The organism is Kitasatospora sp. NPDC101176 (genome assembly GCF_044768035.1).
Classification (GTDB): Bacteria; Actinomycetota; Actinomycetes; order Streptomycetales; family Streptomycetaceae; genus Kitasatospora.
Map to the genome: position 1 here is coordinate 99,524 of NZ_JBIWPA010000027.1, position 14,069 is coordinate 113,592.

7 protein-coding genes are annotated in these 14,069 nt (G+C 74.4%); 2 read left to right on the forward strand and 5 right to left on the reverse strand.

The genetic code is table 11. The annotated features are described in order from the left end of the window. From ACIRS1_RS29430 to ACIRS1_RS29450, 5 genes are all read right to left on the reverse strand, one after another. A partial coding sequence (locus ACIRS1_RS29430) for a hypothetical protein (protein WP_402845036.1) occupies window positions 1-885 on the reverse strand: 885 nt, incomplete at its 3' end. Window positions 886-991: 106 nt separating this feature from the next. After that, window positions 992-3,814 carry an SdrD B-like domain-containing protein gene (locus tag ACIRS1_RS29435; protein ID WP_402845038.1) on the reverse strand — a complete coding sequence of 941 codons (2,823 nt, stop codon included), beginning with the start codon at window positions 3,812-3,814 and terminating at the stop codon, window positions 992-994. 398 nt (window positions 3,815-4,212) lie between these two features. Further along, a complete protein-coding gene (locus ACIRS1_RS29440) occupies window positions 4,213-7,014 on the reverse strand; it encodes a molybdopterin-dependent oxidoreductase (protein WP_402845039.1) in 2,802 nt (933 codons plus the stop codon). A 444-nt stretch (window positions 7,015-7,458) separates the two neighbouring features. Continuing rightward, window positions 7,459-9,285, reverse strand: coding sequence for a hypothetical protein (locus tag ACIRS1_RS29445; RefSeq protein WP_402845040.1), 1,827 nt, complete (start codon window positions 9,283-9,285; stop codon window positions 7,459-7,461). Between the two features lie 175 nt (window positions 9,286-9,460). Continuing rightward, window positions 9,461-10,927, reverse strand: coding sequence for a hypothetical protein (locus ACIRS1_RS29450; RefSeq protein WP_402845042.1), 1,467 nt, complete (start codon window positions 10,925-10,927; stop codon window positions 9,461-9,463). 301 nt (window positions 10,928-11,228) lie between these two features. On the opposite strand from ACIRS1_RS29450, the gene ACIRS1_RS29455 reads away from it, so the two are divergent. After that, a complete protein-coding gene (locus ACIRS1_RS29455; RefSeq protein WP_360222619.1) occupies window positions 11,229-12,185 on the forward strand; it encodes a hypothetical protein in 957 nt (318 codons plus the stop codon). Between the two features lie 177 nt (window positions 12,186-12,362). Next, window positions 12,363-13,889, forward strand: a complete 1,527-nt coding sequence (locus tag ACIRS1_RS29460) for an amino acid permease (protein WP_402845044.1) — start codon at window positions 12,363-12,365, stop codon at window positions 13,887-13,889. Window positions 13,890-14,069: the final 180 nt, after the last annotated feature.

Consider the following 14,069-nt stretch of genomic DNA (forward strand, 5'->3'; position numbering starts at 1 on the left):
GCCCCCCCCCCCCCGCCGCGCGCCGCCGGGGGGGGGGCGCCCCCCCGGGGGGGGGGCCCCCCCCCCCGGGGGCGGGGGCCCCCCGCGGCCCCCCCCCCCCGCCTCGGGGAGCTTCGCCCCGGCGTCGCGCCCGGTGAAGTCCACGGTCGTCGGGGTGCCCAGGCCGGGCATCCGCATCGTCACCCGGCGCAGCGTGGCGTCGCCGTCCACCCAGTAGGTGAGCGGCGAGCGGCCCGCGTCCGGCGCGGCGCCCTGGGCGCGCGGCCCGGCGAACCGGTCGTGGTCCCGGCCGTCGATGCGGTCCCGGCCGAGCCGGCGCGCCCCGGACTGGGCCAGCAGCAGCGGGTTGTCGGGCCGGTCCGCGCCGAGCTGGACCATCAGCTGGAGCCCGGCGTCCAGCGGGTCCGCGGTGTACGTGCGCGGCGACCAGCCCGTCCGGGGGACGTGCTCGGCCTGTTCCCAGGGCGGCCCGGCGGCCGCGTCGGGCGCGGGGGCGCCCTGGGCCGCGGGGGCGAGGCCGAGGCCGCCGGCGTCCCAGACGATCAGGCCGTGGTCGAGCGGCCCGTTCGCCCCGGTGACCAGGTAGCGGCCCGCGCCGCGGTGCGTGCGGTAGTCCACGATCCCCTCGACCCTGACCTGCACGCCGCCGCCCTCCGCGGCGGTGAGGGCCACCGTCACCGGGCTCGCCTGGTACAGGTTCAGCCGGGACAGGGCCAGCCTTGCCGCCTCGTCACCGGTCACCGCCCGCTCCCCGGGCTCGGCGGAGACGGTCCGGTAGGCGGCCACACCGCCGACGGCGGCGGCGCACACCACGACCGCGACCGCGGTCCTGAGCCAGAAGGTCCGCCGCGGCGCACCGCGGTCGGTCCTCGTCCTGCGGGCCATGCGTCTGCCCTCTCTCCTCGGTCGGTCACCACGGCCGGGCGGGTCCGCGGACCGGTGGCCCGCGAACCCGCCCATGACCGCTACCGCTGTGCCCGGCGGCCCGGGTCTACTGCCGCGCGGCCCTGCGCCTGCGGCTCGTCACCAGCAGCGCCGCACCGAGGACGGTGAGCGCCACGGCCGCGGCCGCGGCCATCGGGAGCGCCTGCCCGGCGCCGGTGCCGGGCAGCTGCCCGCCGGGGGCCGGGCGCGGCGGCGCCGGGGCCGGCGCGTCCGGCCCGCCCGGGGGCGCCGACGGTGCCGGAGGCGCGGTCGTCGGCGCGGTCGGTGACGGTGTCGGCGACGATGTCGGTGACGGCGTCGAGCTCGGGGTGGGGGTCGGCGTCGGGGTGGGGATGAGCCGGTTCACGGCCGTCACCGAGACCCCGTCGTCTAGGTTGTCCGGGGTGAGCACCAACGGCCCGGCCACCGGGTTCTCCGGTGCGGCGTAGCCCGTCGGCGGGCTCAGCTCCTGCCAGTAGTACGTCCCCGGCGTGCCGCTGCCCTGGCAGAGGCCGTCCGCCCCGGTCGTGCACGGGTCGCCGACGGCGGTGTCGGGCTTCGCCCCGGTGCTCTGCAGTCCGTCGGTGCCGTTGCTCTCCCTCCACAGCTGGAACCGGGCGCCCGTCAGCGGCTTGCCGTCCTGGTCGTGCTTGACCAGGCGCAGCGCGCCCTCCTGGCGGCGGAAGCCGAAGTCGAAGGTGTGGTCGTTCTGGCCCGGGCCGCCGGTGGTGAGGGCACGTTCGGGGAACCTGCCCCCGGCGGGGACGACGCCCTTGGAGTCGACGAAGCGGTTGTCGCCGACGTCGTGGTCGGTCGGCACCCACTGGTACAGCGGGCCGCCCTTGGCGTAGTCGGCCGGATTGTCGAGCCGGATGGTGTACTTGGTCCGCGGTTTGAGGTCTCCCGGCACGTTGGAGCCGTCGAAGTAGTACTCGCCGCGCTCGGTCGTCCTCGTGGTGGCGACGAGCTTTCCGGCCTCGTCGTACAGGTTGACGGTCGCGCCGGGCACGGGCTTCTGGCCGGGGCCCTGGGTGCCCTTGCGCTCGGGGTCGTACCAGACCCGGTTGCCGATCTGCAGCGGCGCCTGGTCGCAGAGCACCTCGAGGTCGCCCATCGAGGCGCCCTTGCCGAACGGGGCGACCGCCCCGGCCGGGTTGAGCCGCAGGCCGAACTTCGGGTCCTGCTCGCCGGTGCGCCGGAGGAAGGAGGTGCCGTAGCCGAGGGCGGTGTGGTTGGGGTCGAAGGCGGAGACCGCGATGGTGCTCTCGACCCTGGACAGGGCCATGCCGGCGAACGCCGTGTTGCGGTGGCCGCCCCAGCTGGTGTCGAAGAAGCGGGTGCCGCGGGGGGCGAGCCCGCACCCGTTGTTGGTGTCCATCACGTACCCGCCGTTCGCCGGGCAGGCCTTGTCGAGGTCACCGCCCGACATGACGACGGCGGCGGAGCCCGGCGTGGGGCCGGCCGGTGCGCGGTCGCCGAAGCGGTCGCGGAAGGCCAGCAGCATCGAGCCGTCGGTCTCGAAGGCGATCTCGCCCAGCTCCGGTTCGGGCTTGGCGATGGTGGAGTTGCCGCAGGGGCGGCCGTTCTGCTCGGTCGGGTAGGTGTCCGTCCAGGGGAACCAGCCCGCTCCGTCGCACGGCCCGCCGCCGACGGTGGACTGCCGCGGGTAGTCCAGCGGCTGGTCCAGCACCGCCTTGCCGAACACCCCGGTGGCGGGGTCGAACGGCAGGACCACGGCACGCAGGTCCGAGGTCTTCCCGGTGGACTCGCCCGAGCAGACGCCGCCCAGGTAGCCGGTGCCGTCCTGGAGGCCCAGGCCGAAGGGCCGCCAGTCCCCGGCCGCCGGGCAGCCCGGGTCCGGGATCCGGTGGACGGCGTCGGGCGCGGCCGCGGTCGCCCCGGTGGCGTCGTAGCGGTACAGGCTGCGGTCGTTGAGGTTGACGACGAAGAGGTTCCGGCCGTCGTCGGTGATCTTGATGCCGCCCAGGCTCTCCTTGCCGGGCACCCCCAGGAACGCGTCGTCGGTGCCCGTGCCGTGCCCGGTCGACCCGGCGTCGGGGACGGTCGTGAACAGCGTGGTGCGCTTCTGCACCGGGTCCGTGACATAGATGCCGCCGGCTCCGCCGGGGCCGTAGGGCGTGGTGCGCTTCGCCGTCGCCGCCGAGAACACCCGCCGGTCCGCCTTGTTCCAGGCGATGCCGAACAGCGTGCCGGTGTCCGCGACGGTGGCGAGGTCCGTCACGTTGACGTCCACGCCGTCCTGGCCGCGCGCGCTGTAGGGGAACGACACCAGCGTGCGCTGCTCGCCGCCCTCCCTGGCCGCGGCCTGACAGGTCGTCACCAGGGGGGCGTTCTTCTGGCAGTAGTCGCCCGGGTTCCACAGTCCGGTGGTGTACGCCACCTTCCTGCCGCCGGTGAGGTCCACGAACTCCTCGTTGCTGCTGAGCCGGTTCGGCGCACCGTCCAGCCCCTGCCGCGAGGCGAAGGCCGGGAACAGCACGCCCGGCTTCGGATTCACCACCTGCACCCGGTACCTGCCACCGGAGAGCTTCGTCCCGGCCGGTGCCAGCGTCACCGTCCCGTCGGCCGCGGTGACACCCTCGACGCCGGCACCGGCGTCGTCGGTGAGCGTCACCCGCACGCCCGCGATGCCCGGCTCCAGGGCCGGTGTCCACACTCCGCTGGTGTCCACGGCCCGCACGACGCGGACCGTCACCGCCCCCTCGTCGACCGCCCGCGGCGAGGCCGACGGGGCCGCCGCCAACAGGCAGGCGCCGATCCCGGCGACCGCCACCACGGCGCCGCCCACCGTGCGGCCGCCGGGAGCTCCCGCCCGTCGCCGGTCCGGGCCGCGCGCGATCCCGGATGTCCGCTCACTTGTCTCTGTCATCCCTGCTCTCATCGTCCAGCCTGGGCCTTCCGCCCGACCTCGTGAGGGAGTTCGTGAGTGGCGAAAAGCCGCCATTGTTAACGGGAGCTTAAAGGGGACCCGGACAAGTTCGCAGCAGAACTTGAACTTTGACGCGTGCTCACGGGAGCGCGCGGCGGAGACCGCGCCGGAGGGGCGCACGAAATCCGCCGCGCGTTTCAACTCTCCTGCACCACCGGTCACTTCCTCACCCTCGACACCAGCGCCGGGCCAGCCGGGAAGCCGCACCACCCGGCCGGCCCCGGCCGGGGAGGACTGGGCCGGCGCGCCACCGGGTGGCGGGGGCACACGGGTTCGACACGTTCCGACTCCAGGAAGGCGACATTTCGCTTGTCCGGATCAGGCCCCTCCCGCCCCGATCAGGCCCTCCCGGCCGGCCGGCCGGGCAGGCCCGGTCCGGACGTCCCGCCCGGGCCCGCGCTCCTGCGGTGTTCGTCGAGCGCCTGCCACACCTTGTCGCGCAGGAACGGCGCCTCGGTGAAGCGGATGCCCGTGGCGTCCCGCAGCGCGTTGGCGAAGGCCGGCGGCACCGGGTTGAACGGGCTCTCCGACATCGACTTGGCACCGAGCGGGCCGATGGCGTCGGAGGTGTCCGAGAAGTGCACCTCGGTGCGGGGCACGTCCGCGTACGCGGGCAGCCGGTAGCGGCGGAAGGCGGCCGTGGTGACCTCGCCGCGGTCGTCGACCAGCACCTGTTCGAAGAGGGTCGCGCCGAGCGCCTGGGCGACGCCGCCCTCGACCTGGCCGCGGCACTGCAGCGGGTTCATCACCTTCCCGGCGTCCGCGCCGTGGACGCTGCGCAGGATGCGGATCTCGCCGGTGTCCGGGTCGACGGCGATCCGGAACCACTGGGAGTTGAAGGCGATCGAGCGCGGCGAGCCGCCGAAGTGCCCGTCGGCGGCGAGCTCGACGCCCCGGCCGCGGGCGGCCTCGAAGACCTCCTTGAGGGGCACCGTGCGCCCGTCGCACTCGACGGCGTCGGCGGTGAGCCGCAGCAGGCTGCGCGGGGTGCGGGCGTACTCGGCGGTGAAGCTGAGGAGGAGTTCGGCGAGCGCGTTGGCGGCCTTCATCACCGCCTTGCCGGCGACGACGGTGCCGGCCGAGCCGAAGGCCCCGGTGTCGTGCCGGACGACGTCGGTGTCGGACTGCCGGATCGCGATCCGGTCCGCCGTGGTGCCCAGCGCCCCGGCGGTGATCTGCTGGTGGACGGTGGTGGTGCCGTTGCCGAACTCGGCGGTGCCCACGGCGATGTCGTACGTGCCGTCCTCCAGCAGCTTCACCGTGGCGTCGGCGATGTGCCCGCCGGGCGGCCCGCAGGCGATCGCCGCCATGGCGAAGCCCTGACCCACCAGCCAGCCCTCGGGCGCCAGTTCGGCGCTGGTGTCGTCCGCGAGGGCGGTCCGCACGACCCCGAGGCACTGGTCCAGGCCGTAGCTGGCGATGTGGAGGTCCTCCTCCTCGCCGAGCGGGCCCTCCATGTGCTCACCGGGGCCGATGACGTTCCGCTCGCGCAGCACGAGCGGGTCGACGCCCAGGCGCCGGGCCAGCTCGTCCATCGCCGACTCGACGGCGAAGGTGACCTGGCCGAGCCCGTAGCCGCGGAACGCCCCGGCGGGCACGCCGTTGGTGTAGACGGAGTACGCGTCGACCTTCTTGTGCGGCGCCCGGTAGACGCCCATCGACTCGCCGACGCTGTGGAACATCACCGCGGGCCCGTGGTTGCCGTAGGCGCCGGTGTTGGAGACCACCCGGAACTGGATGGCGGTGAGCGTGCCGTCCGCCCTGGCTCCGAGCTTGACGGTGATCCGGAACGGGTGCCGGGTGGTGGCACCGTAGAACTGCTCGGCGCGGGTGAACTCCAGCTTCACCGGCCGGTGCAGCCGCATCGCGGCGAGCACCGCGATGTCCTCGGTGAGCATCTCCTGCTTGCCGCCGAAGCCGCCGCCGACCCGCCCGGCGACCACCCGGACCTTCTCCATCGGCAGGTCGTACAGGTCGCACAGGGCCCGCCGGGTGAGGAACGGCACCTGGGTGGAGGACCGCACCACGATCCGTTCCTCGCCCGCGCCCTCCGTCTCCTCGAAGTACACGACGCAGCCGTGGGTCTCCAGGCTGGCGTGCTGCACCCGCTGGGTGCGGAAGGTCTCCTCGTAGACGAGGTCCGCCTCGGCGAAGCCCCGGGCGACGTCGCCCGTTTCGCCGTGCGCCTCTCCGCAGACGTTGTTCTCGGCGCGGGCGATCCGCGACTCCGGGCCCTTGGGGTGGATCACCGGGGCGCCCGGCGCCATCGCCTCCTCCGGGTCGAGCACGTACGGGAGGACCTCGTACTCGACGGCGATCCGCCGGCACCCCTCCTCCGCGGCGCCCTCGCTCTCGGCGACCACCGCGGCGACCCGCTGACCGACGAAGCGCACCACGTCGTCCAGGACCCGGGTGTCGTCCGGGTCCTCGGTGGGGTGCTCGTGCCGGGCCGAGGAGTAGAGCTTGTCGGGGGCGTCCTCGTGGGTGAACACCGCGACCACCCCGGGCACCCGAAGGGCGGCCGCGGTGTCGATCGAGACGATCCGGGCGTGCGGGTGCGGGGAGCGCAGCAGCTTCATGTGCAGCAGACCCTCGACGTCCAGGTCGAAGGTGTAGCGGGCGGTGCCGGTGACCACCTGCGGCCCGGCGGGGGCGCCGAGGCTGCGGCCCACGGCCTGGCCGGCGTACGGCGACTCGGTGTGCCGGACGCCGCGGATCGCGTCCTCGATGGCCCGGTAGCCGGTGCAGCGGCACAGGTTGCCCTTCAGCGCCCTCGGCAGGTCGGCCCGCTTGTCCTCGTCGAAGCCGGCGGCGGAGGTGGTCATCAGCATCCCGGCCGTGCAGAACCCGCACTGGAAGCCCTGGGCGTCCAGGAAGCGCTGCTGCATCGGGTGGAGTTCGCCGTCCCTGGCCAGCCCCTCGACCGTGGTGACGGCGCGGCCCTCGGCGCGCAGCGCCGGGTAGAGGCAGCTGTGCACCGGATCGCCGTCGACCTGGACGGTGCAGGCGCCGCAGTCGCCGGCGTCGCAGCCCTTCTTCACCCCGAACCAGCCGCGCTCGCGCAGATAGGTCCGCAGGCACTGGCCGGCTCTCGGCTCGGCGTCGAACTCCTCGCCGTTGACGCGGATGCGGAAGCTCATCGCCCGGCCTCCCCGGCCCGCTCCCGGCGGAGGTCCGTACGGCCCCGCTCCCCCGGCCGGGCGCTCCCCGGCCGTCCGGCCCCGCGACGCCGCGCGCCGCGCGGGTCCACCACCGTGTTCAGGTCCACGTCCAACCACCGTCCTCGACCGTTCAGTACGGTGATTGAAGCAACGCCCCGGGGTGCGGACGAGTGGGCTCGGACACCAGCCCCGTCCGGCGGGACTGGACGATTCACCAGGTCGGCCGCCCTCGCAGGTGCGATGGCGTCACGGAAAGTAGCCTTGCGGATGCGATGAGCAAGGGTCGGCGGGGCACGCGAAGGCACGAGCGCACGACGGCACGCGAACGCGAGGGCTCGGGGCGGAGCGGCCCGGAACGCGGCGACGCCACCGGCACGGCCCGCTCCCTGCGCGGGGCGGTGCGCCGGTGGCGTCGTGACCGCTTCAGGAGTGCGCCGGCGCCGGCTCCTGAACGCGCCCCTGGAGGGCCCTGGAGAGGTCCGCCACGCAGGCCGCGAGCTGCCCGGTCGTCATCTGCCCCGGGTCACCCCCGCACCCGCCCGCCGGTGCGGTCGGCGGTGCGGTGGCGGGCGGGCCGGTCGGGGCGGGCCCGGTGGGAGTCGGCGCCGGCGCCGGCTGGCCGCCCGGCGGGGTGATGCTGCCGCCCAGCGACACCAGGTTGGGCGTCACGGTGGCGTCGCCGGACAGGTCGATGTAGTCCTGGGTCTGCCCGTTGAAGTCCACGAAGCCCCGCCACATGTCCCGGCCGAACGGGACGATCTCCTGCAGCGCGCCGCCCTGCCCGGCGCTGATGGTGATCGAGGTCTGCTGCGCCATGTACGTCACCATCCGGCTGGCCAGCACGTCCAGGTTGACCGCCGGGCTGTCGTCGCCCCGGACGTACACGTGCAGGTCGTTGAGGCCGCCGCCTGCGCGGTCCGCCTGGAGGACGGCGAACGCCACCACCAGCTGCGAGGAGCTGTCCCTCGGCACCAGCGGCGTGACGTAGTACAGGTGCCCGTCCGCCTTGGAGCGCAGCAGGAACTCGCCCGGGTTGACGGCGTTGGTCGCCGCCGAGGTGTGGGCGTAGCCGAAGCCGCGGTCGTCCTTGGCGCCGCGCCCGCCGAGCCACTGCACCTCGTGGATCTGCGACCGCACCACGGAGGCCGGGTAGACGGCACCGGGGAGGTCGCCCGGTGCCACCTCCGCCCGGTAGGTGACGGCCGGGCGGCCGTCCGCGGAGCCGCGCAGCACCAGGACCCCGGCCGGGGCCAGCACCGTGCGCTGCTTCCAGCCGGTCTGCCGCGCCACCGAGATCACCACCACCGGCCGGGCCGTCCGCGGGTCGGCGCCGTCGCAGTAGCCCCAGATGTCCTGGTCGCTGTAGACGAGGTCCGGGAAGCGCTCGGCGAGCAGGTTGCGCAGGCTCACGGCGCCGGTGCCGTCGAAGGCCCGGCCGAACGCGTGGTCACCGCGGAACGCACAGGTCGCGACCGCGTTCGAGCGGCCGTCCCAGACGGCGACGCCCTCCATCGGCTGCTCGCCGGAGCCGTCCAGGACGGCCGTCCACACGCCGCCGCCCTTCGAGGCGTCGGGCAGGTAGTGCAGGCTGTGCCCCAGCAGGTGGATCCCGGAGGTCAGGCCGGCACTGTCGGTGAGCGCCTTGGTCGCCGCCGCGTAGGAGGCGGTGCGCGCCTCGAAGTCGAAGTCCGGCATCGGCGCGGTCTTCACGCAGGCGGGCACGTCCGCGGTGCCCACCAGGTCGCAGCGGTCGCCGTCGCCGGCCCGGGTGTGCTCGGTCACCGGCAGCACCGAGCGGGGCGTGCCCGCCCCGCCCGCCGGGATGTCGAGGACCGTCGCCGCCGCGTAGAAGCGGCCCTCGTCCTTGTCGTCGTCCCAGAGCCCGGTGCCCGCCCGCACCAGCGAGCCGACCAGGGCCAGCACCACCGCCGCCATCGTCAGGCGTACCCGCCAGCCGCCGAAGCCCGCACCGGACTCGGAGGCGACGTAGCCGACCGCGACGACGGTGCCGCACAGGCCCACCGCGAGCCAGAACCAGAACAGCGGCGCCGCGTCGAGCACGGAGCCGTGCGGGAAGAACTCCCTTTCCAGCAGCAGGACGTAGCTCTGGTCCTGCTGCCCGAACCCGCCGAACGCGAAGTGCTTGACCAGCCAGGTCAGCAGCGCGACGAGCGGCATCCACAGCCACCAGGCGGCCAGCGCGACGGCCCCGCCGCGCACCACGCTCCACCGGATGTCACGATCCTTCATACGCCCCCCATCCACTCCCCGCCGCCCGCACGGGACTTGGGCTCCCTGCGGCGGGCTCCGATCCTACGGGCCCGGCCGTCACCGCCCGACGGGAGACCACGATCCGGGGTCCTGCGTCCGCGCCCCGGTCACACGGCCGCCGGCGCGGTCGTGCGGCCCGGCCGCGGGCCCCGCCTCACGGCCGGCGGGCGGACCCGGCGTACTGGCCGGAGCGCAGCGCCGCGCGGATCCGCTGGGCCACGGCGCCCGCCCGGGTGGGTGCGGACCCCTGGTCCGGCCGGTCCAGGCGGTCGGTCCGGTCGAGCCGGTCCAGCCGGTCGGCGAGGTGGTCGAGGACACCGGCCACCTGGGCGGACTGGACCCCGTCGGCGTGCCGCAGCGCCTGCTCCGCGGCCTGGCAGGCCTCGTCGGGGCGCCCGCTGCCGGCCTCGGCGAGGGCGAGCAGGCCGTAGCCGATCGCCTGGTCGACGACGCGGCCCGGGTCCCGGGCGGCGATGGCCAGCCGGGCGCAGTCGCGGGCCGCCCGGTGGTCGCCGAGGGCGAGCCGGCAGCGGAGTTCGCAGTCGGCGAGGTCGGCGGGGCCGAAGCCGCCGGTGCGGTCGGGGCCGTGCGGTTCGGGGGCCGGCTGGGCGGCGCGCCCGAGGCACCTGCGGACCTCGGCCAGTGCGCGCGCGGTGGCCGCCGGGTCGCGGCGGGCCGCGTACGCCCGGGCCTCGCTGGCGTGCAACGCGGCCCGGGCATAAGGGTCGTGGCCGACCGTGGCGGTCAGGGCGGCCCGGACGAGGTCCATCGTCGGCGGGTGGTCGCCGACCGTGAGGGACTGGTCGGCCAGGGCGGCCAGCGCGTGGGCGCCGACCAGTCGGTCGTCGGCGTGGTGCGCCATGAACAGGGCGAGGAGCTGGTAGCGGCGGGCCAGACCGTAGAGGCCCTCGTCGAAGGCGTAGCGGCCGATGCCGAGGCAGGCCTCGGCGGTGGCGCCGAACAGCAGCCGCCCGACCGGCCCGGGGTAGCGCCCCGTCAGCAGCGGGCTGAGGCCGGTGTGCAGGTACTGCACCGCCGGCAGCCGGGCCGCCGCACCGCCGTGCCGCCCGGCGATCTGGTCGAAGGTCCGGCAGGTGGTGTGCACCCGGGTGACGTCGGCCGCGGTGACCAGCGGGCCGGCGCCGCGGCCCGGGGGAGGCGGCGGGGCGGGGGCGAGCAGCCAGTGCAGGGCGGGGCCGCTGAGCGCGCCGGCCGGGATCTCGACCCGGATGGCGCTGTGCTGGTCGAGGTCGCTGCTCCAGAGCCGTCGGGCGGCGGCCACCAGGTCGGCCGGCTCGTCGATGAACTCCGTCATCGTCGCGAGCAGGTCGCGGTGGCGGTTGGTCGGCATGCCGATGTCGGTGGTGCTGACGAGCCGTCCGAGGGCCAACGAGAGCGTCTCGGCGATCAGTTCGGGCGGTACGGCGCGGCTGCTCCGCCCGTCGAGCCAGCGCTGGACGCTGGTGTGGGTGCACTTGGCGTCGTGCCCGTGCCGGACCGCGGTCTCCCGGACCGACCGCGCGAACTGCTTGTTGGACAGGCCCGCCTGGTCGAGGAGGTCGGCGAGTTGCCAGTTGGGCCGCCTCTCCAGGGTGGACGTTCCGGTGCGGCGACTGGTCATGGACCGGAACTGTAGGGCCGCCGCCACCCGCCGGGGGGCACGTTTGCCCGAACTTGGACCGACGACGGGCACGAGTGTGCCCGTCTCCCGTCGAGTGGACCCCCAGTGAGCCCTACCTGCGGCCTGTCCGTTTCTGATTTTCTACTTCCGCGCAGCGCGACGAACGGTTGACGCTTCGTATTCGCCCGCATGGACACACCCAACGGAAACCGCAGGCCCGGCACCGCCGCCGGGGCAGTCGGCGACCGTCGAAGGAAAAGAGCATCCGTGGCACCCGCACCAGCTCCGTCAGGGGTCCTCCATGGCTAGGGGACCGGGACGCGACGCATCCTCGCTGGACGACCACCCGGCCCGGGACGACCGGGCGCTGCGCGCCGTGTGCGAGGACGCCGCGATGGGCCGCTGGGACGGTCCGCGCGACTTGATCGCGGCCACCGGCAGCGACTGGGACCGCCGTGTCTTCCGGCTGCAGGTGCTGGCCCGGCAGGGCGTGCGGCTGCGCTGGGTCGAGACCTGGATGGCGGCCGAGCCCGGCAACCCCGATGCGCTGGCGGCGCTGGCCCACGTCCGGTCGCTGCGGGTGATCCTGGCCGGCACCGACTCGGACCAGGCGTCCAGGGAGGCGGCCTGGCGCACCTGCCAGGAGGCGGCCGCCGCCGCGCCCGAGGACCCCTCGCCCTGGCTGGTGATGATGGCGCTGGTGCGCACCCTCGCCCCGGACTGGCCCGCGATGGCCGGGCTGTGGGAGGAGGTCCGCGACCGCGACCCCTACAACCGCGAGGGCTACCACGAGTTACTGGCCTACCTGATGCCCCGCGCCCAGGGCTCCACCACCGCCATGTTCAACTGGGCCCACGAGCAGGTGCACCAGGCTCCGCGCGGCACCCCGACACCGGTCCTGTTGCTGGTCGCCCAGGCCGAGTACCACCGGCACCGGACGGCCCAGGACCCGCGCCGGTTCGGGCCGACCGTCCACCCCTGGCTGGACTGCCCGGACATCGACCGGGTGCTGGAGCGGTGGTGGCACTACCGCGCCCCGCAACCGCACGCCAACTTCGCGGACGACGCCAACTACCTGGCGCACGCGCTGTGTTTCGCGGGGCGCCACGAGGAGGCGCTGGACGTGTTCGAGGAGATCGGCCCGTACGCCACGCGTCTGCCGTGGTCGTACTGCGGCGACGCCCGGGCCCTCTTCGTCAAGCACCGGGAGCGGGCGTACGCCTCGACCAAGACCTCGCGGTGGCGCCGGCGGTCCTGAGCCCCGGCCGGTCCGCCGTCCGGCCCGAGCCCAGCCCGTCCACTCCTTACCCGGTACCCAGGCCCGTCCTCTCCGCACCCGCCCCGCGGTGCCCGCCCCGGACCAGCGTCCCGGGCCCGACAGTCCCTCCCTGCCCGCTTCCCCTCCGCGCACCTCCCCCCTGGAAGGATCCTTGTCATGCCCCTGGAACCCGACGGCCTCTCCGACGAGGAACGACTCGCCCAACTCGGCTACACCCAGGTCCTGGCCCGCCGGATGTCCGGCTTCTCCAACTTCGCCGTCTCCTTCACCATCATCTCGGTGCTGTCCGGCTGCCTGACCCTCTACGGCTTCGGCCTGACCACCGGCGGCCCCGCCATGCTGACCTGGGGCTGGGTGCTGGTCGGCGCGATGACGCTGCTCGTCGGGCTCACCATGGCCGAGGTCTGCTCCTCCTACCCGACGTCCGCCGGCCTCTACTTCTGGGCGAAGGAGATGGCCCCGGCCCGTTCGGCCGCCGCCTGGGCCTGGTTCACCGGCTGGTTCAACGTGCTCGGCCAGGTCGCCGTCACCGCGGGCGTCGACTTCGGCGCGGCGACCTTCCTCAACGCCTACGCCGACCTGCAGTGGGGCTACGAGAGCACCCCGCAGCACACCATGATCCTCTTCGCCGGCATCCTGCTGCTGCACGGGGCCCTGAACACCTTCGGCGTCCGGGCGGTGGCGTTCCTCAACAGCGTCAGCGTCTGGTGGCACGTCGTCGGCGTGGCCGTGATCGTCGGCGTGCTGGCCATCGTCCCCGCCAAGCACCAGTCCGCGAGCTTCGTCTTCGGGCACTTCGCCAACGGCACCGGCTTCCAGAGCGGCTTCTACGTCGGTCTGCTGAGCCTGCTCGTCGCCCAGTACACCTTCACCGGGTACGACGCCTCGGCGCACATGACCGAGGAGACCAACAACGCGGCCGTGGCCGGGCCCCGCGGCATCGTGCGCTCGATCGCCCTGTCCTGGGTCGCCGGCTTCATCCTGATCGTCGGCCTCACCTTCGCCATCCAGGACTGGGACTCCACCGTCGGCACCGCCACCGGCGTGCCGCCCGCGCAGGTCTTCATCGACGCGATCGGCATCGGCGGCGCCAAGCTCCTGCTGCTGATCGTCATCGGCGCCCAGTTCTTCTGCGGCATGGCCTCGGTCACCGCCAACTCCCGCATGATCTACGCCTTCTCGCGCGACGGCGCGCTGCCCTTCAGCCGGGTGTGGCACACCATCAACCCGAAGACCCGCACGCCCACCAACGCCGTGTGGCTGGCCGTCGCGGGCGCCCTCGCCCTCGGCCTGCCGGACCTCATCAATACCACCGCCTACGCCGCGGTCACCTCGATCGCCACCATCGGCCTCTACATCGCCTACATCATCCCGACCTTCCTGCGGGTCCGTCAGGGCGACCGCTTCCAGCGCGGGCCGTGGCACCTGGGCCGCTGGAGCCGGCCGATCGGGATCGTCGCGGTGGTCTGGGTGGCGGTGATCACCGTGCTGTTCATGCTGCCGCAGGTCAGCCCGGTCACCGCGAAGAACTTCAACTACGCGCCGGTCGCCGTCGCGGTCGTCGTGGGCTTCGCGACCCTCTGGTGGCTGCTCTCGGCCCGCCGGTGGTTCCTCAAGCGCGACCACCCGCGCAACGCCTCCTACACCGGCGTGCAGCCGGCGGCCGAGCCCTTCCGCTCCTGACCCGCACCGCTCCGCCGCTCCCCCCGCTTCCCCGGGGGTGGACCGCCCCGGCCCGGGGCGGTCCACCCCCGTACCGACACCTTACGGAGACCCGATGAGCAGCCGTCCCCGGCTCACCCTCGACGAGCTGCGCGCCATGGTCGCGGCGGGGGAGATCGACACCGTCGTGCTGGCCATGAC

Coding starts and splice junctions, on each gene's coding strand:
- ACIRS1_RS29435 (WP_402845038.1), bottom strand. CDS start 3,814: ATGACAGAGACAAGTGAGCGGACATCCGGGATCGCGCGCGGCCCGGAC.
- ACIRS1_RS29440 (WP_402845039.1), bottom strand. CDS start 7,014: ATGAGCTTCCGCATCCGCGTCAACGGCGAGGAGTTCGACGCCGAGCCG.
- ACIRS1_RS29445 (WP_402845040.1), bottom strand. CDS start 9,285: ATGAAGGATCGTGACATCCGGTGGAGCGTGGTGCGCGGCGGGGCCGTC.
- ACIRS1_RS29450 (WP_402845042.1), bottom strand. CDS start 10,927: ATGACCAGTCGCCGCACCGGAACGTCCACCCTGGAGAGGCGGCCCAAC.
- ACIRS1_RS29455 (WP_360222619.1), top strand. CDS start 11,229: ATGGCTAGGGGACCGGGACGCGACGCATCCTCGCTGGACGACCACCCG.
- ACIRS1_RS29460 (WP_402845044.1), top strand. CDS start 12,363: ATGCCCCTGGAACCCGACGGCCTCTCCGACGAGGAACGACTCGCCCAA.